A 21,537-nucleotide genomic window follows, 5' to 3' on the forward strand; every position below is an offset into this window, starting at 1 on the left:
ATCCTTGCATTAGTGCGCCTTGGCCTGGTCGTTGTTCACGGTTTTCTTGGCGACAGCTTTCTTGGCCTCGGTTTTCTTGGCAGCCGGTGCAGCTTTCTTGGCCACGGCGGGCTTGGCTGCGGTCTTCTTGGCGGTAGCAGCCTTGGCTGGCGCCTTGGCGGCTGGCTTGGCAACCGGCGCCGGCACAGCCTTGACGTCCTGGGTCGCCAGCATTTCAGCGGCGGTGAAGGTCGGCTGGTTGTACTTGGCCAGCAGCGCCAGCATGGTGTTCTGCGGGGTCAGGAGAATTTCCACGCGGCGGTTCAGCGACCGGCCTTCGACGCTGTCGTTGGCGGCGCGCGGCATGACCGAGCCCATGCCACGCAACGTCAGGCGGTCACGCTGCAAGCCGCTGAGGCGGAAGATCGAGGCGATCGACTGCGCGCGTTCCTGACTCAGTTTCTGGTTCAACGGCGCAGCACCGCTGGTGTCGGCGTGGCCCAGAATCAGGACGGCGGTCTTGTGGTCGGCGTCGATGGCCTTGGCCACACGGGTGATCGGACCGAGGCTGATCGGCAGCAGCATCGAAGGGCGGTCCGGGTTGAACGAAGAGTCGACCGGCGCGGTGATCACCAACAGGTCTTCGCGACGCTCGAGCTCGAACTTGCTGTCCTTGATGGCCTCGCGCAGCTTAGGCTCATAGGCGTCGAGCCAGGCCTGGGTGACCTTGGGGTCAACCTTGGGCACTTCGGCGACCTTGGCCTGAGCAGGCGTGCTGCTGGCACCGAACGGCCACCACCAGCGGCTTTCGCTGTCGGACTTGGAGTCGGCCTTGGCCACCTTTTCGTTGATGGCCTGCTCGACGTCCTTGTCAGCCGTCTTGCTGGCGACTGCGTCACGGCCAAATGGCCACCAGCTATGCCCGCCCTGGGCCGAGGAATCCTGGGGAGTTTGAGCACAACCGGTAGCGGCCAGGCACAAGGCAAACGCGATGGATTTATTCGGTGACATGGTGGTTCCACAAGGTGTTGGTAAATACAAACCGGTTTAACAAACCGGCCTAAATTATTGATTGATAGAGTAGTGCAGGCATAGCCCAGCGGACGACCGCTGGTCGATTTCTGATCAATTGCTTCAGAGGCAAGCGCGTAGAACGCGGACCAGGTGCTGCGCTCGCGGGTCCATCAGTACATAGGGGCCCAGTGTATTCACGGCGAAGCCCACGGCAACATCGTGCTCCGGATCGGCGAAGCCGACCGACCCCCCTGCTCCGGGATGACCGAAGGCACCGGCGCCGAGGCCGAAGGTAGCGTTGGCCACTTTCGGCTGGTCGAGCATGCAGCCCAGACCGAATCGCGTTGGCGTCATCAGGGTCTTGTCCATGCCCAGGCTGTGTTCACAGGTCAGCTCTGCCAGCAGCTCGGGCTCGAGCAGGCTGCCATCGAGCAGGCCGGCGTAGAAACCGGCCAGACTGCGGGCATTGCCATGACCGTTCGCCGCAGGCTGCTCCATGCGGCGCCATTCCGGCTTGTTGGTGCTGGTCAGCACCGACGGTGGATTGGTGAAGGCGCGGGTAGCCATGGCTTCAGGTTCGCGCATGGTGACCTGCAACAGACGCTGGGCCGCTTCGTCGCCGACATTGCCCTTGCCACGGGCAATGTGTGCAACGCGGTGAAACTCCTCGTCCGGCAGCCCGACATGGAAGTCCAGCCCGAGAGGCCGGGCTACCCGCGCCATGATCGATTCGCCGGGGCTGCGATGATCGGCCCGGCGCAGCAGCTCGCCGACCAGCCAGCCGTAGGTGATGGCGGCATAGCCATGGCCCGTGCCCGGCGACCACCACGGCGTTTCCGCCGCCAGTGCGGCGGTCATGCGTGGCCAGTCGTAAAGCGCTTCGGGCGGCAACAGGTCACGCAGGGCCGGCAGACCGGCCTGGTGGCTGAGCAGATGACGCAGGGTGATCGATTGTTTGCCGGCAGCGGCGAATTCCGGCCAGTACTGTGCCACCGGCGCGTCCAGCGCAAGTTTGCCCTCGGCGACCAGCTGCAAGGCGGTCACGGCGGTGAAGGTCTTGGTGCAGGAGAACAGGTTGAGGATGGTATCGCTGTGCCAGGCCTGCGCACCGTCCTTGTCGGCGGTGCCCGCCCACAGGTCGACGACCGTTTCCCCACCGATCTGGATGCACAGTGCGGCACCGCGCTCCTGAGGGTTGTCGAACAATGCCGCGAACGCCTCGCGCACGGCTTCGAACTGCAGCTCGAAGTGACCTTGTATCTGCACCCTGACTCCCATCGACCGCGCGGCAAAAAATGAAGGGCATTGTTTCAGCGATTCAGCGCTTTGGGAACCGCCCTGCCAGGGAGAATTGTTTCATCTGGCCTGCACAGCCCATCACGAAATTTCGCGGCGGAACGGTGGCAAGGCATTGAGGATCGCCTTGCCGTAGCGCTGGGTCACCAGGCGCTGATCGAGCAGCGTGATGGTGCCGCGGTCCTGCTCGGTACGCAGCAACCGCCCACAGGCCTGGATCAGGCGCAGAGAGGCATCGGGCACGGCGATCTCCATGAACGGGTTGCCGCCACGCGCCTCGATCCATTCCGCCAGCGCCGCCTCCACCGGGTCATCGGGCACCGCAAAGGGGATCTTGGCGATGATCACGTGCTCGCAGTAGGCGCCTGGCAGGTCGACCCCTTCGGCGAAGCTGGCAAGGCCGAACAGTACGCTGGAGTCACCGCCATCGACCCGCGCCTTGTGCTTGTTCAGGGTTTCCTGCTTGGACAGGTTGCCCTGGATGAACACCTGCTTGCGCCAGTCGCGGTCCAGCCCGTCGAACACGTCCTGCATCTGCTTGCGCGAGGAGAACAGCACCAGCGAGCCGCGATAGCCTTCCACCAGGTCCGGCAGGTCACGGATGATGGCCGCCGTGTGCGCCGCCGCATCGCGGGGGTCGGCGCGTAGGTCGGGAACCCGCAGCACGCCTGCCTGCTCATGGTGAAAGGGGCTGGGCACGATGGCAGTCACCGAAGCTTTCGGGATACCGGCGCGCATGCGGAACCGGTCGAACTTGCCCAGGGCAGTCAGAGTGGCCGAGGTCACCAGGGCGCCGTAGGCAACGTTCCACAGGTTGCGACGCAGCATTTCCGCCGCCAGGATCGGGCTGGCATTGACCTCGATGTCATAGAGCGCACTGCTGTCGGCCAAGGTCAGCCAACGGGCCATGGGCGGACTGTCCTCGGGGTCCTCGGCGGTGAACGCGGTCCACAGCTCCCAGCTGCCCTGTGCGCGTGCCAGCAGGCTGCCGAACAGGGGGTACCACTCTTCGGCCTGATGACTGGCGATGCCGACGTTCTTCTCGCCGTCCATGCCTTCCTTGAGCAGCTCGCTCAGGCGGGTGAACAGATCCGTCAGTTTGGAGAAGCCCTTCTTCAGCTCGATGCCCATTTCCCGCATGTGCTCGGGAATCACACCGCCCACGAAGCGATGGCGTGGCCGTTCGCGGCCTTCCATGTCTTCGCCCGGCTTGAAGTCCGCCAGTTGCTCGCAGGCGCTGAACATGAACTGCTGCTGGGTCTTGATCTCGCGGGCCAGTTCCGGAACCTGCTCGATCAGGCGCCCCAGGTCGCCGGGCAGCGGATGCTGGGCCAATAGCTTGGTCAGGTTCTTGGCCGTGGTTTCCAGCCAGTCGGCCGTGGAGCGCAGGCGGCTGTAGTGGGCGAAATGACCAATGGCCTTGTCGGGCAGGTGATGACCTTCGTCGAACACATAGACGGTGTCACGCGGATCGGGCAGTACTGCGCCGCCGCCCAAGGCCAGGTCGGCGAGCACCATATCATGGTTGGTCACGATCACATCGACCTTGCCCATGCCTTCACGCGCCTTGTAGAAGGCGCATTGCTGGAAGTTCGGGCAATGACGGCTGGTGCACTGGCTGTGATCGGTGGTCAGGCGTGACCATTGCTGATCTTCCAGGGCCACCGGCCAACTGTCGCGGTCGCCGTCCCATTTATTGCCGGCCAGTTTCTCGATCATGCTGGTGAACAGTTTCTGACTCGCCTCGTCCACCTCGATCTTGAAGCCTTCCTCTTCGAACAACTGCGCGGTCGCGCTCTGCGCATGACCCTCCTGCAGCAGCACGTCGAGCTTGGACAGGCACAGATAGCGCCCACGGCCCTTGGCCAGGGAAAAGGTGAAGTTCAGACCACTGTTGCGCATCAGGTCGGGCAGGTCCTTGAAGACGATCTGCTCCTGCAGCGCCACCGTGGCCGTGGCGATCACCAGGCGCTTGCCGGCTGCCTTGGCGACCGGAATGGCGGCCAGGCTGTAGGCTACCGTCTTGCCCGTACCGGTACCCGCCTCGACCGCCACCACGGCCGGATCGCCGCTGCGACGACCTTCTTCGTCGCAGGCGATGTCGCCCAATACCTTGGCGATTTCGGCGATCATCAGACGCTGGCCGTAGCGCGGCTTGAGGCTCTTGGCTTCGAGAAAACGCGTGTAGGCGCCCTGGATCGTGGTTTTGAGTTCGTTACTGATCATCGACTGGTCATGGCGAAAGGCTGGATATATTTTCAGTGTTTCTCATCGGGTCGCTATCATACCCTGCTCGACTTCGATGTGCTGGCTGGAGATAACCATGAGCGCCGACGGCGTCTTCCAAACCCTGCACGGGCTCGCTGTACTGATGTGGCTGGGCGGCATGCTCGCGACCTGGATGATCCTGCGCCCCGCCGGTCTTGCAGCGGCTTCGCGAGCTCGGCGCTTGACGCGCCTGGCGGATATTTTCCCACGGGTGTTCGGCTGGATCTGGGCAGCCGTGCTGATTCTTCCGATCAGCGGCGTCGCCCTGGTGCGCCTGCACTTCACCGGCTTCGAGACGGCGCCACGCGATGTCCAGATCATGATGGGCCTGTACGTGATCATGGCGGCGCTGTTCCTGCGCATGCAGGGGCTGCAACTGCCCGCACTGCGCAAAGCCGTCGCGGCCCAGGACTGGGCGGACGGCATGGCTGCCACGAAAAAACTGCGACGCCTGTCCATCGCGGGTCTGCTGCTGGGCCTGGCCGTCGTGGTGCTGGCCGTGGCCAGACAGCTCAACGACGTTTAAAAGCGCTGGACGCTCAAGGTGCCCGCGGCGCCCGCCTCGCCGACACGTCCCGGCAAGCCCTCACGGCCCGACTTGCCGCCTTCGGCGCGGTACACCACGCAGCCCTTGGATTTGCCGCCGGCGCCTGCACGTCCCGGTACACCGGCTGCACCGCCCTGGCCGCCATCGGTGCGGACCTTGATCGATTCGCTGGCAAAGGTGGCCGGTACGCGCAGACGGACGTTGGCGCCAGAGGCCCCCGGCAGCCCATCGCCACCATTGTCGCCATTGCCACCGCGTCCCGCCGAACCCCAGGTGCAGCCGGGCGCCTCGCCATTGCCGCCATCGAGACCGGCATAGCCATCGGCGCCCGCGCCACCGCGCGCATCGATGTTCAATTCCTGAGCGTTGAGCGATTGCAGCTGTACGTCGAGATTACGCCCCGCGCGCGCCGCCTTTTGATGAGTGCCTGGTGCCCCACGGGCCAGGATCTGGCTGCCACTGCCCAGTTCGGCGTGCTGCGCTCGCAGGCGCAGTTCCTGCTCGCCCGGCACCACAGCGATGCGTGCCTCATGTCCCAGGCGCAATTGCTCGACACTGAGGTCGGTCAAGTTAGCCGGAATCAACAGGGTGCCGTAATCCGCCACGTCCAGCCGTTGCAGCTGCAGCACGCTGGAGCTGGCCGGCAGGCGCAGCAGGGAATGAGGTTCGACACTGACCGACTCGGCCAATGCCAGCGGCGCAAACAGTACTGCCAATAGACCCAGCTTACGCATGGCTAGCCTCGGTATCGAGCGGTGCAGGAATGGATTGGATATGAAAGATCCCGGCCAGCAGGATCTGCACGCGATCGAGCCAGGGATGGCTGCGCCCGCGCAGGCGCTTGGTGAAAGCGACGACTTCGATCACATGCAGCAGCAACAGCGTGCCGCCGGCCAGGTTGATCAATGCATGAAACGGTTTGACCATCGGCATGAATAGGTTGAGCAGCACCACCCACCAGAACAGCAGCGTCAGACATTTACCCAGAATCAGAAATCCTTTCATGTGCCCCCCACGGCATCGGCTAGGCGCACATTAACGGCTGGGGGGTGGCGGTGACCAGAGGCCGGCAGGAAAAAGCTCTGTCGGCCTCTATTCATCAATGCGTCAGATGGATTTCCACGCGACGGTTCTTGGCACGTCCGGCGTCGGTGTCATTGCTGTCGACCGGCTCGCTTTCGCCACGACCTTCGCTGCTCAGCTTGTCTGCCGCAACGCCTTGCGACAGCAGAAAGGAGACCACGCTGGCAGCACGCTGCTCGGACAGCTTCTGGTTGAAGGCATCGCTGCCGACGCTGTCGGTATGGCCGATGATCCTGACCGTGGCCACCTGGGAGGCCTTGATGCGCGAGGCCAGGGCAGTCAGCTCGGTACGGGCGCTGCCGGTGAGCTCGGCACTGCCGAATTCGAACGGTACATCGCCGGCATCGCTCAGGGTCACGACTTCAGGGATATCCGCCACGGGTGGCTCAGGCGCCTTGGTAACCGCCGGATACACGGGCAACGGGCAGCCATTGTGCTTGACCGGGGTGTTGGGAGGAGTGTCGGGGCAACGGTCGCGGCGGTCGAACACGCCGTCTTCGTCCTTGTCGCCATCCTGCGCGTAGCAGACCAGGCCAGCGGCTACGGCGCCCGCCAGACCGCCACCGGCGGCCCATGCGCCACTTTCGATGGCACCCAGGCCACCACCGGCCAGGCCGCCCAGCACGCTGCAAACCGGCCAGGTACGCGAATTCAGTGGAGATGCGCCATCACGGGTGGTACTGCAACCGCCCAGCACACCAGCGACCAGCAGAGCGGGAAGTACGGCCCGCGATAGATCTTTCAGCATCATTCAAGGCTCCTGAGTCGCCGGCGGGTGCCGGCAACTGAGAAGTAAAGCGTGCCGCCGGTCGATGTACAAGGCGACTGGCGGTCACTGGCAAAGGTTCAACGCTGGATGAGAATCTCGGTACGCCGGTTCATGGCGCGACCGTCTGCGGTGTTGTTGTCGGCGACCGGTTGAGCTTCGCCCATGCCTTTGACCGATACCACGCTGGCACGTGGCACACCGCTGCTCACCAGGTAGTCAGTCACCGCCTTGGCGCGCTGCTCGGACAAGCGTTGGTTGTAGGCGTCTTTGCCAACACTGTCGGTATGACCGCTGACGCTCAGGCGCGCCGTGGTGGCCTCGGTTTTCAAGCGGGTAGCGACGGTATCGAGTTGCGCCCGGTCGGCGGCGGTGAGGGTGGCCTTGTCGAATTCGAAATGCACGTTGCGGATGACGATCGTTTCCTCCTTGGGCAGCGGTGCCGGTTCGGCGGCCACGGGCATCGGCGCTGGAGCGGGCGGTGGGCAACCGTTGGCGTCGACCGGTGTGCCTTTGGGCGTGCCGGGACACTTGTCGCGGCTGTCCGGTACGCCATCACCATCCTCGTCGCCATCGCCATGCACCCAGCAATAGGCCGCGCCGACACCGGCCGCCGCTGCGCCGACACCGGCGGCCAGCGATCCGCTTTCGATGGCACCCAGCGCCGCGCCGGTCACGCCGCCCACGGCTGCACACATCGGCCAGTCGGTTTTCTGCAAGCCTGCGCAACCGGTCAGCACGCTGCTGACCAGGATCAAGGGTAACGCCGTCCGAACTATGCTCATCTAGGTTTCTCCTCAGGGAAATCGGCGACAGGGGCCGATGTTCAGGGAGTAAAGACTGCCCAGGCCATATGCGCCAGCAATAAGCCATGTCGGGGCGGATCAATCAGTGCTGGGCCATCAGGCCGAGGCCCTATAATGTGACGGCCAAGACCGAGGAGTAGCAATGACCGACGCATTTTCTGCCCGCACCCCGCAACAGGCCCTGGCGGCCCTGCTCGAACGCCATGCGCCCCAGCGCCTGCTGCTGATCGGCGCCAGCGACTTCCCCGCCCTGGCGGCGTTCGAGGCGGCGCACTCCGAAACCCAGATCTCCAGAGCGGCACCCGGCCCCCTGCCCGCGCATCTGGCCGGACAGCGCTTCGACCTGGCGCTGGCGCTGGATTGCCTGGAACACCTGAGCAAGCCCGAAGGCACGCGCCTGCTGGCCGGCATCCGCAACCTCAATGCGAGCTGCATCGCCGTGCTGGCCGACCCGGTCGCCAGCGGGTGGAACGACACCGACTTCTACGCCCTGGCCCTGCAGGCCAGCGAGCGCTTTGCCCGTGACCAGCAGGTGCTCACGCTGTACACCTATGATGTGCGCGAATACAAACAAGTCCCGGATTGGCTCAACGCCAAGTTCTGGGCAAACCCGGAAAACTTCGGCAAGTATTGGTGGTGATATGAGCGTTTCGATCTGTCCGTGCGCAAGTGGCAATCTGCTGCCGGCCTGTTGCGGCCGCTATCACGAAGGCCAGCCGGCCCCCGATGCGCAGAGCCTGATGCGCTCGCGCTACAGCGCCTACGTGCTGGGCCTGGTCGATTATTTGGTGGCCACCACCCTGCACGCCCAGCAGGCCGGTCTCGACCGCCAGGCCATTGCCCAGTGGAGTTCTCAAAGTACCTGGCTGGGCCTGGAAGTCGTCGCGGCGGAAGTCTTCGGCGGCCAACCCGAACATGCCTTCGTGACCTTCAGCGCCCGCTGGCACGACAGCGCTGGCGAACACTGCCACCGCGAGCGCTCCGCCTTCGTGCAGCACGACGGCCGCTGGTACTTCATCGACCCGACCGTGCCGCTCAAGGCCAGCCGCAACGACAGCTGCCCCTGCGCGAGCGGGCAGAAGTTCAAGAAGTGCTGCGCCAGCTACATCAGCCAATGACCCTGAGATGGGAAATATCTGGCACCTGAATGCTTTCCTCGTGCCGCAACTGCCCCATGTCGCTGCCTGCGGGCGCCAGGCTGAACTGCTGCAGGTTGAGGTTCGGCGCACGTACTGCGGGCTTTTCCTCCTGCAGATCGGCGCCCAGCTCGGCGATGGCGAAATCGGGGGCGTCGACGGCCACGAACGCCGCCATGTAGGCATCGCGCGGCACGACCTCGGCGCGGCGTGCCACGGCCATGGGTTTCTGGCCGAAGTCACCTGCCGCGGCGGGCGCGGTCATGATGATTTCCTCGATCTCCTGAGCCATCTCGTCGATGCTCGCCACCGCACCTGCGCGCGCCAGGGCTGCGCGGTACTTTTCCGCCGCCTGGGCATCGAGGTTGTTCTTGAGCACCAGTCGGCGCCCGGAAAACAGCAGCTCGATGCGCTGGGCATCGGCTTTGAACAGGGTCGCCAGGTTGCTCTTGACCTGATCCAGCGACGCGCCAGGCACGCATTCACCGCTGAAAACGATCTCGTACAAGCTCATGGCAACTCTCCTGGCGTGACACCGTTGCCGGCAGTGGGGATGGGCAGCTAGATGCCGAAGGGCCAGCACCGTGACGATGATTATGGACCACGATGTTTCGGCGCAACAAGCTCGCCCTTGTCATGCGCACGGGCCTTGTTAGACTCAGGGCAAATCCAGAGGTCCGCGCCATGTCCGCTTGCACTCTCGTTCTGCGCAGCATCGGCTTGCTCTCAGTGCTGGCGCTCACGGGATGCGCGACCTGGTTCACCGGCAACTACGAGGACCCCCAGGTGCACTTGGTCAAGGTCGAAGTGGTCAAGGCCAACCTGCTGCAGCAGCGCTTCATACTCCGGTTTCGCATCGACAATCCCAACCGCCGCAGCCTGCCCGTACGTGGCATGAGCTACAGCGTGCGCCTGGAAGACATGCTGCTCAGCGAGGGCGAGACCAGCGACTGGTTCAGCGTGGCCGGCAGAAGCGGCGAATACTATGAAGTGCCGGTGCGCACCAACCTCTGGCAACACGTGCGCGAGTTGTCGAAGCTGCTCAAGCATCCGGATCGACCGATCCGCTACGAGCTTCGCGGTGAACTGCGTACCGGGGTGCTGTTCGGTCACGATGTGGTGTTGAATCACACCGGTGAAATCAACGCCCGCGGCCTGCCCGGCCACTGACCATCGCAAAGATTCTTGGCGCAGCCCTTCTATTCCAGACCCAGGGTGAGATAATTCCGGCCAATTTCAATCACGGAGCTCCCCCGATGTCCCAGCAACCTCACGTGCACGGTCCTGACTGCAACCACGATCACGACCATCACCATGAGCACGACCACGGTCACGTGCATGGCCCGCACTGCAATCATGCCCCGCAGGAACCGGTGCGCAATGCCCTCAAGGACGTTGGCCGCAACGATCCATGCCCGTGCGGCAGCGACAAGAAATTCAAGAAGTGCCACGGCGCCTAAGCCGAGCCTCTGCGTGAAGGGGCTGCGCTCTGGCAGTCCCCTCTGTAACCCAAGACCTAGCCCGAGGCTGACCGCGGCGCATACTGTCCGCAAGCGGCTCGACCCAGGCAAAAATAACCCCCGCCAGACGCTTGCGCGCTTCCTTCTCCCTCTCTAACGTAGCGCCTTTTACGCCAGCCCCCGCAGGAGCTTCGCCATGGCCTCGCCCGCCCGTTCTTTCTTCATGCCCAAGTTCGGCTGCGCCGCCGTGGTGACCGGCATGCTCAGCCTGACTGGCTGTCAACAATGGCTGGGCGGCTCTGCCGAACAAAGCCTGCCGCCCAGCGTGGGTGTACAGCCGCTCAAGGGTCTGGCGCAGAACGTCTCGGTACGGCGCAACGGCCTGGGGATGCCGCTGATCGAGAGCAACACCTTCCACGATGCCCTGTTTGCTCAGGGGTATGTCGCCGCCAGCGACCGTATCACCCAGATGGTACGCATGCGTCTGCTGGCTCAAGGGCGCCTGGCCGAGCTGGACGGTGCCGATGCACTGGACAGCGACCGCCTGCTGCGCAGGATCAACCTGAAGAAGAACACCGACCAGCTGTATGCCGCTGCATCACCGCGGCTCAAGCGCTTCTTCGATGTGTACGCGCGGGGCGTGAACGCCTACCTGTTCCGCTATCGCGGCAAGCTGCCGACACCGCTCAGTGGCTACACCCCCGAATACTGGAAGGCCGAAGACTCGGCGCTGATATTCGCCCTGTGGTCGTTCAGCCAGTCGCTCAATCTGCAGGAAGAGCTGGGTTCGTTGGCACTGGCGCAGAAAGTGGGCACCGATAAATTGGCCTGGTTACTGCCGGTCTATCCGGATGAGAGCCTGCCGTTCACCGAGGCCGAGAAACTCAAGGGTGTGTCTCTGGGCAACTCGCTGACCCATGTGGCGGGGCTCGGCACTTTGAACCATGAACTCAAGCGGCTCGGCACGGCCAGCTCCAGCAACTGGGCCATCGCCCCGCAACGCGCGCGGTCCGGAAAAAGCCTGTTCGCCAACGATCTACATGCCGCCACTGCGGTACCCTCCGCCTGGAGCTTCGTCCAACTGCGGGCACCGCGTTATCAGGCCGCGGGCGTCGCCCTGGCCGGTCTGCCGGGCGTGCTCGCCGGCTTCAATGGTCAAGTGGCCTGGGGCATGTCGGCCGTGATGGGCGACAACCAGGATCTATTTGTTGAAAAGGTCAAAAGCGAAGGCGGCCGCGTGCTGTATCAGTCCAACGGCAAATGGCTACCGGCGCGGGTACGTCAGGAAACCTTCCTGGCCAAGGGGCAGCGGCCACTGCGCGAAGCCGTGTACGAGACCGGACATGGTGCACTGCTCAACGACCTCGCCGGCCTGTCGGCCAGCGGTGGCTATGGCTTGGCCTTGCAGCTGCCGGACCTGACCGAAGACAAGAGCCTGGACGCCCTGTTCGATCTGTCGCGCGCCAGCAATGTCGAGAAGGCCTCGGATGCCAGCCGGCAGATCCGCGCGGTGGCTACCAACCTGCTGTTCGCCGACGCCAACAGCATCGGCTGGCAAGTCACCGGCCGTTTCCCCAATCGCCTCGAGGGCAAGGGCATGCTGCCCTCCCCCGGCTGGGATGGCCGGTATGACTGGGACGGCCTGGCCGACCCGATGCTCCATCCCTACGACCAAGACCCGCCGCAGGGCTGGCTGGGGACCGCCAACCAGCGCATCGTGCCGCCGGGTTACGGTATTCAGCTGTCCAACGGCTGGTACTACCCTGAGCGCAGCGAGCGCCTGGCCGAACTGGCCGGCGCCGGCAAGCATGACACCCGCAGCATGATCGCCATGCAGTCCGACCAGACCACCCCGTTCGCCGCCAAACTGAAGAAGATGTTTCTCTCACCCGGCATGGCGCAACCGCTGAAGAGCGCCATCGACGCCCTGCCCGACGCCGATCGCACCAAGGCCCGCGAGGCCTACACCCGGCTGATGGCCTTCGATGGCCGGCTGAGCGCGCAATCCGCCGACGCCGCGTTGTACGAGCTGTTTCTGCAACAAAGCATGCAGCGCACCTTCCTCGACGAACTGGGCCCGATCGACAGTGCCGTCTGGAAGGCCTTCGTCGCTCAGGGCATGGCTTCCTATTCGGCCCAGGCCGATCATCTGCTGGGGCGCGACGACAGCCCGTTCTGGGACGACGTGACCACGCCTCAGAAGGAAGACAAGCCTGCCATCCTGGCTCGCAGCCTGGCTGCGGCGGTCACGGCTGGCGAGACACAACTGGGCGCCGACCGCAGCAAATGGCAGTGGGGCCGCCTGCACCGCACCAGCTGGACGGACGTCGCTGGCCAGACAGTACGCGGCCCGGTGGCCACTGGCGGCGATCACACCACGCTCAATGCTGCAGCCTACCGTTGGGGCGACAGTTTCGACACCGCGTCGATACCGGCCCTGCGCATCGTCGTCGACTTCGCCCAGACCGAACCCATGATCGGCCTCAACAGCAGCGGGCAATCCGGCAATCCGGCCAGTGCCAACTACACCGATGGCATCGATGCCTGGCTCAAGAATCAGTACGTCAGTTTTCCGATGCAGCCGCAGAACTTCGAGAAGGCCTATGGCATCAAGCGACTGACGCTGACGCCGCAGAAGTAACCGCCTCAACGGCCCATGACGGTCCCCCACCACTCGGGCGGGGGCTGATCATTGCCCTGGATCCTGGCCTATGGGGAAGAACACCCCACCGCTCCAGACCCCCAGCCAACCATCACGCACAACCGCCAACTCGACGAGACGATAGAACACGTTGCGGTGAATACGCGCTTCGAGGTTGGTGCGCACCCGTACGTAGGGCGAAGGCTCTTGGCTGCAGGGGTCGATGTCCACCCGCAGCGGATGCTCCTCACCCGCATCGAAACTGTCTTCGACATTGCTGGTGAAGCGCAGCGTCTGCTGCTCGCCTTCACCCGATACCTGCATGTCGACGGCCACGAACGGCGCGTCATCGACGACGATGCCCACCTTCTCCACCGGGGTGACCAGGACGTACTCGTCGCCATCGCGGCGCAGGATTCCCGCGAACAACCTGACCATCGCCGGCCGACCGATCGGCGTGCCCTGGTAGAACCAGGTGCCGTCGCGGGCAATGCGCATGTCGATGTGCCCGCAGAAATCGGGATTCCACAGGTGCACGGGCGGCAAACCCTTTTCGCGAGTGGGAATGTGCGCCAGCAAATCGTCGGCCTTGCCCGTCATGCCTGTCTCCTCAGCGGCTTACGCCCAACAGGCTACGAGCGTAGTCCTCCAGGGGCGGGCCAAGCAAATCTTCCGGTTTGTTGTCATGCATCGTCAGCAGTCCGCCACGGCTGCGGATGGTGGCGGTGTCGATGAGGTAGTGAGTGCTGGTTTCGATGAGCATGATCTGGATCACGCTGCTGTCGACGCCGAGTCGATCCAGGGCCTCTTGGTCGGCCCACTCGTCCGTGTTGCCGATGCGGTCGTCGGCACGGGCAAAACGGGCATAGAGCAGGTAATGCGCACCGGCATTGCGGGCTTCGCCCATGGCTTGTTCCAGGCCCAGCGGTGCCGGGGCACGGCGTACCAGGGGAAAGTACTCGACGAAGGCTTCGAACGCTTCTTCGGCGACCACGTTGGGCCTGGGGTAGGCGCCGCCGGGAGGCACGAACGAGCCTTGGGCGATGTAGATGAAAGAGTCGGGCTGCACGCGCAGGTTATTGAAGCGGCGGGTTTCGCTGTGGTTCAGCACGCCTGCATCGCTCAAGTGGTAGCGAGCGCCCTCGCCCAGATCACTGACCTTCATGCAGCCGCTCAACGCCAAGAGCGCCAGCAGCACGACCAGGTTACGCATGCATCCTCCAGAGCCGGCGACAAGATCCCGGCGATTGGCTGGCTGATGCAGCTTCTGCGCCAGTTCGCGACGCTGGGGAGTGCCCAGGCTCAGGATTCCTTGGGACCCGGCAGTTCCGGATCGCGCTTGCGCTTGTTGCCCATGCGCACGCCGATGTCCATCAGGAACTGGAAAAAGCCTTCCTGATCTTCCAGCACATTGCTCCAGAACGGCGAGTGATACAGCGCCACCGCGCCGTGCACCAGAGCCCAGGCTGCGCAGTAGTGGAAGTACGGCGGCACATCCTCCAGCTTGCCTTCGCTGATCCGTCCCTCGATGAGGAAGGTCAGTCGCTCGAAATTGGACGCGCGAATCGTGTGCAGCTGCTCGACAAGTTCGGGCACCTGATTGCCTTTGACGACCTTCTCTTCGAGCCTGTCGAAAAGTCGGTAGCGCTGCGGATCGCGCATGCGGAATTCGAAATAGGCGCGGGACAAGGCTTCCTTGTCGCGATCGATGTCGGCCGAATGCAACAGTGCGTTCAAATCGCGCTCGTAGTCGAGCATCAGGCGCAGGTAGATCTCGGCCTTGGATTTGAAGTGCTTGTAGATGGTGCCTTTGCCGATACCGACGGTGTCGGCGATCAACTCGACCGTGACGCTGTCTTCGCCCTGCTCGAGAAAGAGCGCAAGCGCGGTGTCGAGGATTTCCTGCTCACGGCGGCGAAACTCACGGACCTTACGAGGTTCTTTTTGCATAGGAAGGACTGGATCGAAAGCGAAGGCCGTCATTATGCCTGTATGAGGTCAAAATGCACGGATCATCCGAAATCTCTGGCGTTATGGCGGATATGCCACACAACCCCGAAATCGGTGCTGAGCAACCTTGCGCGTATTCCAAATACGTTTAAGAAAACCCGCATGGGCACTGGCGCCCGACGGGCACTCGACGATACTCAAGGAGTCGTCGCATCATCTCCCCCAATGACGCGTCGGCAAGGCGTCGATGGACCACGCGCCTGTAGTGACTCCTAATGGTCTTGACCCGGGATTCTCCCCCCAGAGCCCGGGTTTTTTTTGCCTGCGCAACGCTCAGCCCTGACGACGAACCCGTGCCAAGGGGAACAGCCGGCAAAAGTTGTCGGTGGTGCGCTCGGCCAGGCTTTCGAACGTCTCGCCCCGGACCGTGGCGATGCACTGCGCCACTTCCCGAACGTACTGCGGCAGGTTGGACTTGCCACGGTAGGGGATGGGCGCCAGGTAAGGCGAATCGGTCTCGACCAGCAGGCGATCGGCAGGCACCTGGCGGGCGACTTCGCGAAGGGCATCGGCATTGCGGAACGTCACGATGCCCGACAGCGAAATGTAGAAGCCCAGGTCGAGGGCAGCCTTGGCCATGTCCCAATCTTCTGTGAAGCAGTGCAGTACGCCGGCCTGGGGCAACTGCGCCTCGCGCAACAGGGCCAGGGTGTCGGCACGCGCGCCGCGGGTATGCACGATGACCGGTTTGCCGGTCAGGTTGGCCGCCTGCAGGTGCAATCGGAACGATGCCTGCTGCAACTCTGCGGCCTCGGGTTCGTAGTGGTAATCCAGGCCGGTTTCGCCGATCGCCACGACGCGGGGATCATCGAGCTCGCCCAGGAGCCAGTCCAGGGCCGGTGGCTGCCCCGGTGCCAGGTCCAGGGGGTGAATGCCGACCGAGCAATCGACATCGTCGTAGCGGCCGGCCAGGGCCTTGACCGCTGCAGCATTGTCGGCGCTCACGCCGATGCACAGGAAGTGGCCGACACCGCAGGCGCGCGCGGCATCGAGCGCGGTGTCCAGGCAGCCGTTGTGTTCGGCGAGGTCGAGGCGATCCAGGTGACAGTGGGAATCTACAAGCATGAGGATAGGACAACTACATCGTGTGAGTGGGACGGTCGGACTTCAAGGCACCGGCCAGGTAGGTTTCGATCTTGTTGCGCGCGGTGTTGTCGCCATCGTTGAACTGCACGCCGACTCCGGCAGCACGGTTGCCCTGGGCGCCCTTGGGGGTGATCCAGGCCACGCGGCCCGCGACCGGAATCTTTTCCGGTTCGTCCATCAGGTTGAGCAGCATGAACAACTCATCGCCCAGCTTGTAGCTCTTGCTGGTTGGGATGAACAGGCCACCGTTCTTGATGAACGGCATGTAGGCGGCATACAGGACGGCCTTGTCCTTGATGGTCAGGGACAGAATGCCGTTGCGCGGTCCGGGACTGACGGGTTGATTCATTCGTGCTCCCTTACTGGTGGTCGATTGTTGTGGCCACGGTTGGCAGTGCCGCGTTGTATCGGAAAAATCCCGTGCGCCCTGACGCGGCTTGCGCCGCTGCTACACATTCACATGCAGGCTGCATTTGGCCGCCCCTGTAGCAGCGGTGCAAGCCGCGTCCGGTATCGCTGCGGTATATCAGACAAACCACGACCAGCGTCGGCAGCGTGCGATCACAATGCACCCATCACCGCTGCCCCGGCAAGGCCATCCAGGACACCAGCAGAGATTCGATCAGCAATACCCGATTCAGGTTGGCCTTGGCCAGAACCTTCTGGCGCTGCATCAGCACCCAGTCCTGAATGGCCAGCACCTTGTCCTGAGTGCTCTTGTCGGCCAGATATTGCAGCACCTTGCGCATGTCGCTCAAGCCCAGGCCCTGCTCGTCCGCCGTCAGGCGATAGCGCAGCAGCAGGTTCGACCACTCGCAGAACCAGTCGAACAGCAGCAGCAACGGTACACCGCTCCAGGCGTCGGCCAACTGGCTGGGCGTCTGCTGCCCTTTCAACAGCTTCTTCACGCCGTCGACGACCAGAGCCCGCTGCTCGACGATCCCCGCAGCCTGCAACCTGACGGCGGCCAGAGGCGAGCCGGCAGCCAGGGCCAGCAGATCGGCGCGCGCGCCTTCGTCCACGTCCGGCAGCGCCGTGGCCAGCCATTGCAGGCTGACTGCCTGGCTCGGCAGCGGGCAGGCCTGCTGCACGCACCGGCTCTTGACCGTAGGCAGCAGGCGGCTGGGCTGATGGCTGACCAACAGCAACACGGTATTGCCCGAGGGCTCTTCGAGGCTCTTCAGCAAGGCATTGGCCGCGTTGATGTTCATGGCTTCGGTGGGCTCGATCAGCACCACCTTGCGCCCACCCAACTGCGCCGTCTGCACCACGAACGCCACCAGTTCGCGGACCTGGTCGACCTTGATCGCCTTGTCCGCTTCCTCGGGTTCGAGGATGAAGTTGTCCGGATGGCTGCCGGCGTGCAGCAGCAGACAGGACTTGCAGGCGCCACAGGCCTGCTGCGCGGCGGGACGCTGGCACAACAGCAACGCCATCAGCCGCTCGGCCAGGGCACGCTTGCCGATACCCTGTGGCCCGTGCAGCAGATAGGCGTGGGCATGCTGGGTACGTCCGGCGAGCTTGTGCCACAGGTCGTCTTGCCAGGGGTAGGCTTCAGCCACGCGGCAGGCCTCGCAGTTCGGGCAGCAGTGCATCCAGCGCCTGCTGAACCTGCGCCAGGCTTTGCCCGGCATCGATCACACGGTACCGCGAAGGCGCCGCAGCGGCGCGCGCCAGGTAAGCAGTGCGCACAGCTTCGAAGAATGCTCGACCCTCTTGCTCGAAGCGATCCAGACGGCCCCTCGCGCTGGCACGGGCCAGACCGATCTCTACTGGCAGGTCGAACACCAGCGTGAGGTCCGGGCGCAGGTCTCCCTGAACGAAGGTTTCGAGCTGGGCGATGCGTTCGTGGGAAAGCCCGCGACCGCCGCCTTGGTAGGCGTAGGTGGCATCGGTAAACCGATCGCACAGCACCACCGCACCGCGCGCCAGCGCCGGGCGAATCACCTGAGCCAGGTGTTGGGCCCGTGCGGCGAACATCAACAGCAGTTCGGTATCCAAGCACATGGTTTCGTCGCTGGGTGCCAGCAGCAGTTCACGGATACGTTCGGCCAACGGCGTGCCGCCCGGTTCGCGGGTGAGTACGACGTCCAGCCCACTGGCGCGCAAACGCTCGGCCAGGTATTCGCGATTGGTGCTCTTGCCCGCGCCTTCCGGCCCTTCCAGGGTAATGAATAAACCGGTCACAGAGTGTCCTTGCAAAGTCATTGAGCGGGCGCCTCGGCGGCGTCCGGCTTCTCTTGTGGCTCGCGCGTGCCGGTCTCGCTCGGCGCCGCCGCGGGCGCGGGGCTTGAGCGATAGTCGGCGCGGCGTTTGAGCTGGTACTCACGCACGGCAGCGTTGTGGGCATCCAGATCGTCGGAAAAGACATGGCTGCCGTCGCCGCGCGCAACGAAATACAGGCTGCTACCGGAAACTGGGTTGAGCGCGGCGTGAATCGCTTCGCGGCCCACCATGGCGATGGGTGTAGGCGGCATTCCGGCGATCACGTAAGTGTTGTAGGCCGTCGGCTCGCGCAGGTCGGCGCGGGTCAGCTTGCCGTTGTAGCGTTCGCCCATGCCGTAGATCACGGTCGGGTCGGTCTGCAGCAACATGCCCGCCTTGAGGCGGCGCACGAAGACGCCGGCGATCTCGCCACGCTCCTGGGGCACACCTGTTTCCTTCTCCACCAGAGAAGCCATGATCAGCGCCTGATAGGGTTCGCTGTACGGTGCGCTGGCGGCGCGCTCGGCCCATTCGCTGGCCAGCACCTCTTCCAGTCGCCCGTAGGCCTGCTGCAGCAGCTCGACATCGCTCATGCCACGCACGTACTTGTAGGTGTCGGGGAAAAACCGGCCTTCGGGAAACACCTTGGGGTGGCCGATGCGCGCCATGACTTCACTGTCACTGAGGCCTCCCAAGGTCTGCTCGAGCTTTTCCTGGCGCGCCAACGCGGCGCGCACCTGACGGAAATTCCAGCCCTCGACCAGGGTCAGGCTGTACTGCACCACTTCGCCGCGCTGCCAGACATTGAACAGCTCGTTCACGGTCATGCCCGGCGTCAGGCGATATTCGCCGGTATGCAGCGGCTGCCCGGCGCGGTTGAAGCGCCAATACAGGCGCAGCCAGAAGGCATCCCGCAGGGTACCCGCCGCCTCCATGCGCAGGATCGTGCCGCCGGGGGTTGCGCGGTTGGGTACATCGAGCAATTGTTCTTGAGTGACGGCCAGCGGCTGGTTCAAGGCGCTGTCGACTTTCCAGGCCGCCACGCCCGCTGCCAGTACGGCAACCACGATGAGCGTCTCCAGCAACAGCAGAAATTTACGCTTCACAAATCAGGCATCCAATAGCGCGTGGGCAATGCCTTGCAGTTTACGGGTGAGCGGACCCGCCGGCCACCTCAGTGACGTGAATGCGCGCACAGGCCACACGCCGTAGACGCTATTGCACACGAAGACTTCCTCGGCCCGTGCCAGGTCCGCTGGCCACAGGTCGTCCACGACAACCTCCAGACCCAGGCTTGCGGCCTGCTCCAGCAGTTCGGCACGCATCACCCCGGCCACGCCACAGCGCTGCAGGGAAGGCGTGTGCAGCACCCCGTCGATGACCAGAAACAGATTGCTGTAGACCCCTTCGACCAAGCGCCCGGACATGTCCAGCATCAAACCTTCAGCGAAGCTCGGGTCGCTCCATTCGGCGCGTGCCAGGACCTGCTCCAGGCGATTGAGGTGTTTGAGTCCCGCCAGCAATGGCTGCTCGGCCAGGCGCGTACTGCAGGGGTAGAGTTCCACGCCCTGCGCGCCGTTGATCTGAGGATAGGCGGGGCTTGGACCGCCTTGCAGAATACGTCGCGCACCGGCCTGCGGATCGGGCGCGTAACCTCGGGCACTGTCGCCACGGGTGACGATCAGCTTGAGCACGCCCTTCTCCAGCGCTGCGGCATAGCGGACAACTTCGTCGCGCAGCACATCCGAGTCGATCAGGATGGCCAGACGCTGGCAGCCCAGCGCAACGCGCGTCAGATGACGCTCGAGAAGTACCGCCTGGCCACCGCGCACGGCGACGGTTTCGAATACACCGTCACCGTAGGCCAGGCCCCGACTCTTCAGGCCCAGCGCATCGCATGGCTGCCCGTCGAGCCAGGCCTGCATCAACCGGCGAAGCGCCGGAAGACCAGCGAACCGTTGGTGCCACCGAACCCGAACGAGTTGCTCAGCACCACATCGATCGGCATGCTGCGTGCGGTATGGGGCACGAAGTCCAGATCGCAGCCTTCGTCAGGCTCGTCGAGGTTGATGGTGGGCGGCGCCATCTGGCTGTTGATCGCCAGCACACTGAAAATCGCCTCGACCGCACCTGCGGCGCCGAGCAGGTGCCCGGTCATCGACTTGGTGGAGCTGACTGCGAGCTTGTAGGCATGCTCACCGAACACGGTCTTGATGGCACTGACTTCGGCCAGGTCGCCCGCCGAGGTCGAGGTGCCATGGGCATTGATGTATTGCACCTGGTCGGGCGTGATGCCGGCATCGCGCAGGGCGTTGGCCATGCAGCGCGCCGCGCCGGCGCCGTCTTCGGGCGGCGAGGTCATGTGGAACGCATCGCCGCTGGTGCCGAAACCGATCAGTTCGGCATAGATGGTCGCGCCGCGCGCCTGCGCATGCTCGAGTTCTTCGAGTACCAGCGCGCCAGCACCGTCGGACAACACGAAACCGTCACGGCCCTTGTCCCACGGACGACTGGCACGGGTGGGCTCGTCGTTGCGCGTGGACAACGCACGGGCCGCGCCGAAGCCGCCCATGCCCAAGCCGCATGCGGCCATTTCAGCGCCGCCGGCGATCATCACGTCAGCTTCGCCATACGCGATGTTGCGCGCGGCCATGCCGATGCAATGGGTGCCGGTGGTGCAGGCCGTGGCGATCGCGTAGTTGGGCCCCTGAGCGCCGAGGTGGATCGACAGGAAACCGGAAATCATGTTGATGATCGAGCCAGGCACGAAGAAGGGCGATATCCGGCGCGGTCCGCTGTCATGCATGATGCGGCAGGTTTCTTCGATATTGGTCAGGCCACCAATGCCCGAACCCATGGCCACGCCGATACGCTCGCGATTGGCGTCGGTGACTTCGAGACCGGCGTTGCGTACCGCCTGGAAACCCGCCGCCAGGCCGTATTGAATGAACAAGTCGAGCTTGCGTGCCTCCTTGACCGAGAGGTATTGCTCGACCTCGAACCCCTTCACCGAGCCGCCGAAACGGGTCGAATAGGCCGATAGATCCGTATGCTCGATAGGACCTATGCCACTGCGGCCGGCCAGGATGCCCTGCCAACTGCTCGGCACGTCGGTGCCCAGCGGTGACAGCATGCCCATACCTGTGACCACGACGCGTCTACGCGACACAGCACTCTCCTTATTCTGGAAACATCAACGCGCGGCCGTCTAAAGAAAAAACCGCACGCCAACGAAGGCAG

The 21,537-nt window shown here is 64.0% G+C and carries 24 protein-coding genes; 6 read left to right on the forward strand and 18 right to left on the reverse strand.

Annotated features, from left to right (window positions below; genetic code table 11):
* Positions 1–9: 9 nt before the first annotated feature.
* From ASF66_RS10575 to dinG, 3 genes are all read right to left on the reverse strand, one after another.
* Positions 10–990: an OmpA family protein gene (locus ASF66_RS10575; protein ID WP_056843809.1), complete on the reverse strand. Its 981-nt coding sequence runs from the start codon at positions 988–990 to the stop codon at positions 10–12.
* Between the two features lie 123 nt (positions 991–1,113).
* On the reverse strand, positions 1,114–2,259 hold the full coding sequence (locus ASF66_RS10580) for a serine hydrolase domain-containing protein (protein ID WP_056843810.1): 1,146 nt from the start codon (positions 2,257–2,259) through the stop codon (positions 1,114–1,116).
* 111 nt (positions 2,260–2,370) lie between these two features.
* Positions 2,371–4,515 (reverse strand): ATP-dependent DNA helicase DinG, encoded by a 2,145-nt coding sequence (gene dinG / locus ASF66_RS10585; protein WP_056843811.1) that lies wholly within the window; start codon positions 4,513–4,515, stop codon positions 2,371–2,373.
* A 97-nt stretch (positions 4,516–4,612) separates the two neighbouring features.
* On the opposite strand from dinG, the gene ASF66_RS10590 reads away from it, so the two are divergent.
* On the forward strand, positions 4,613–5,083 hold the full coding sequence (locus ASF66_RS10590) for a CopD family protein (RefSeq protein ID WP_056843812.1): 471 nt from the start codon (positions 4,613–4,615) through the stop codon (positions 5,081–5,083).
* Here ASF66_RS10590 and ASF66_RS10595 read toward each other — a convergent pair.
* The 4 genes from ASF66_RS10595 to ASF66_RS10610 form a co-directional block, all read right to left on the reverse strand.
* Positions 5,080–5,838: a hypothetical protein gene (locus tag ASF66_RS10595; protein ID WP_049862208.1), complete on the reverse strand. Its 759-nt coding sequence runs from the start codon at positions 5,836–5,838 to the stop codon at positions 5,080–5,082. The genes ASF66_RS10590 and ASF66_RS10595 overlap by 4 nt on opposite strands.
* Complete coding sequence (locus tag ASF66_RS10600) at positions 5,831–6,109, reverse strand: DUF1145 domain-containing protein (protein ID WP_056843813.1); 279 nt, start codon at positions 6,107–6,109, stop codon at positions 5,831–5,833. The genes ASF66_RS10595 and ASF66_RS10600 overlap by 8 nt, the downstream gene beginning before the upstream one ends.
* Before the next feature lie 94 nt (positions 6,110–6,203).
* Positions 6,204–6,932 (reverse strand): OmpA family protein, encoded by a 729-nt coding sequence (locus tag ASF66_RS10605; protein ID WP_156463182.1) that lies wholly within the window; start codon positions 6,930–6,932, stop codon positions 6,204–6,206.
* 101 nt (positions 6,933–7,033) lie between these two features.
* Complete coding sequence (locus ASF66_RS10610; protein WP_056843814.1) at positions 7,034–7,738, reverse strand: OmpA family protein; 705 nt, start codon at positions 7,736–7,738, stop codon at positions 7,034–7,036.
* 163 nt (positions 7,739–7,901) lie between these two features.
* On the opposite strand from ASF66_RS10610, the gene ASF66_RS10615 reads away from it, so the two are divergent.
* Both ASF66_RS10615 and ASF66_RS10620 read left to right on the forward strand, forming a co-directional pair.
* Positions 7,902–8,399 carry a DUF6231 family protein gene (locus ASF66_RS10615; protein WP_056843815.1) on the forward strand — a complete coding sequence of 166 codons (498 nt, stop codon included), beginning with the start codon at positions 7,902–7,904 and terminating at the stop codon, positions 8,397–8,399.
* Position 8,400: 1 nt separating this feature from the next.
* Complete coding sequence (locus ASF66_RS10620; RefSeq protein WP_056843816.1) at positions 8,401–8,877, forward strand: YchJ family protein; 477 nt, start codon at positions 8,401–8,403, stop codon at positions 8,875–8,877.
* Here ASF66_RS10620 and ASF66_RS10625 read toward each other — a convergent pair.
* Positions 8,867–9,409, reverse strand: coding sequence for a hypothetical protein (locus tag ASF66_RS10625; protein ID WP_056843817.1), 543 nt, complete (start codon positions 9,407–9,409; stop codon positions 8,867–8,869). The two genes, ASF66_RS10620 and ASF66_RS10625, sit on opposite strands and share 11 nt — an antisense overlap.
* 170 nt (positions 9,410–9,579) lie before the next feature.
* Between ASF66_RS10625 and ASF66_RS10630 the strand changes: the two genes are divergently transcribed.
* From ASF66_RS10630 to ASF66_RS10640, 3 genes are all read left to right on the forward strand, one after another.
* The gene (locus ASF66_RS10630) at positions 9,580–10,065 is read left to right on the forward strand and encodes an LEA type 2 family protein (protein WP_056843818.1); all 486 of its coding nucleotides are present in this window, start codon (positions 9,580–9,582) and stop codon (positions 10,063–10,065) included.
* A gap of 86 nt (positions 10,066–10,151) precedes the next feature.
* Positions 10,152–10,355 carry an SEC-C metal-binding domain-containing protein gene (locus ASF66_RS22040; protein WP_082223728.1) on the forward strand — a complete coding sequence of 68 codons (204 nt, stop codon included), beginning with the start codon at positions 10,152–10,154 and terminating at the stop codon, positions 10,353–10,355.
* 196 nt (positions 10,356–10,551) lie between these two features.
* Positions 10,552–12,996, forward strand: a complete 2,445-nt coding sequence (locus ASF66_RS10640) for a penicillin acylase family protein (protein ID WP_056843819.1) — start codon at positions 10,552–10,554, stop codon at positions 12,994–12,996.
* A 48-nt stretch (positions 12,997–13,044) separates the two neighbouring features.
* Here the strand turns inward: ASF66_RS10640 and ASF66_RS10645 are convergent, their stop codons facing one another.
* From ASF66_RS10645 to fabF, 10 genes are all read right to left on the reverse strand, one after another.
* Positions 13,045–13,596, reverse strand: a complete 552-nt coding sequence (locus ASF66_RS10645; RefSeq protein WP_056843820.1) for a DUF1285 domain-containing protein — start codon at positions 13,594–13,596, stop codon at positions 13,045–13,047.
* 10 nt (positions 13,597–13,606) lie between these two features.
* Positions 13,607–14,209 (reverse strand): DUF4823 domain-containing protein, encoded by a 603-nt coding sequence (locus ASF66_RS10650; RefSeq protein WP_049862224.1) that lies wholly within the window; start codon positions 14,207–14,209, stop codon positions 13,607–13,609.
* Between the two features lie 89 nt (positions 14,210–14,298).
* Positions 14,299–14,946, reverse strand: coding sequence for a TetR/AcrR family transcriptional regulator (locus ASF66_RS10655; RefSeq protein ID WP_049862225.1), 648 nt, complete (start codon positions 14,944–14,946; stop codon positions 14,299–14,301).
* A gap of 333 nt (positions 14,947–15,279) precedes the next feature.
* Positions 15,280–16,071: a TatD family hydrolase gene (locus ASF66_RS10660; protein ID WP_056843821.1), complete on the reverse strand. Its 792-nt coding sequence runs from the start codon at positions 16,069–16,071 to the stop codon at positions 15,280–15,282.
* Positions 16,072–16,084: 13 nt separating this feature from the next.
* Positions 16,085–16,441: a PilZ domain-containing protein gene (locus ASF66_RS10665; protein WP_043185228.1), complete on the reverse strand. Its 357-nt coding sequence runs from the start codon at positions 16,439–16,441 to the stop codon at positions 16,085–16,087.
* A gap of 226 nt (positions 16,442–16,667) precedes the next feature.
* Complete coding sequence (locus ASF66_RS10670; protein ID WP_056843948.1) at positions 16,668–17,654, reverse strand: DNA polymerase III subunit delta'; 987 nt, start codon at positions 17,652–17,654, stop codon at positions 16,668–16,670.
* Positions 17,647–18,279, reverse strand: a complete 633-nt coding sequence (gene tmk / locus ASF66_RS10675) for a dTMP kinase (protein ID WP_056843822.1) — start codon at positions 18,277–18,279, stop codon at positions 17,647–17,649. The genes ASF66_RS10670 and tmk overlap by 8 nt, the downstream gene beginning before the upstream one ends.
* 17 nt (positions 18,280–18,296) lie before the next feature.
* The gene (gene mltG / locus ASF66_RS10680; RefSeq protein ID WP_049862236.1) at positions 18,297–19,403 is read right to left on the reverse strand and encodes an endolytic transglycosylase MltG; all 1,107 of its coding nucleotides are present in this window, start codon (positions 19,401–19,403) and stop codon (positions 18,297–18,299) included.
* A gap of 3 nt (positions 19,404–19,406) precedes the next feature.
* Positions 19,407–20,222, reverse strand: a complete 816-nt coding sequence (gene pabC / locus ASF66_RS10685) for an aminodeoxychorismate lyase (RefSeq protein WP_056843823.1) — start codon at positions 20,220–20,222, stop codon at positions 19,407–19,409.
* Positions 20,222–21,466: a beta-ketoacyl-ACP synthase II gene (gene fabF, locus ASF66_RS10690; RefSeq protein WP_056843824.1), complete on the reverse strand. Its 1,245-nt coding sequence runs from the start codon at positions 21,464–21,466 to the stop codon at positions 20,222–20,224. The genes pabC and fabF overlap by 1 nt, the downstream gene beginning before the upstream one ends.
* Positions 21,467–21,537: the final 71 nt, after the last annotated feature.

The organism is Pseudomonas sp. Leaf129 (assembly GCF_001423465.1).
GTDB lineage: Bacteria > Pseudomonadota > Gammaproteobacteria > Pseudomonadales > Pseudomonadaceae > Aquipseudomonas > Aquipseudomonas coleopterorum.